Annotated in this window: 1 protein-coding gene; it reads left to right on the top strand. The window is 36.7% G+C overall.

The window, feature by feature from the left end; all coding sequences use genetic code 11:
• Positions 1–240 (top strand): M20/M25/M40 family metallo-hydrolase (locus SB679_RS26140; protein WP_410705318.1); only part of this gene is annotated, 240 nt, incomplete at both ends.

Raw genomic sequence — 240 nt, 5'->3', positions numbered from 1 at the left:
CCTTTTTCAGGAGCTGTTGCCAACGGAAGAATCTACGGTAGAGGAGCTATAGACATGAAAGGAATGCTTTTTTCCTTAATGGAATCCATGAATAATTTGATTAAAAATAAACAAATACCGCAACGTGATATTTACCTTGCTTTTGGTTTTGATGAAGAAGTGGGCGGACAAAAAGGAGCCATACAGATTGCAGATTATTTTAAGAAAAAAGGGCTGAAGTTTGATGCAGTATATGATGAG

Source organism: Chryseobacterium sp. SIMBA_029 (assembly GCF_046535275.1).
Taxonomy (GTDB): domain Bacteria; phylum Bacteroidota; class Bacteroidia; order Flavobacteriales; family Weeksellaceae; genus Chryseobacterium.
Note: the sequence above shows the minus strand (reverse complement) of the source record. Positions and strands in the feature narration are given on the sequence as shown.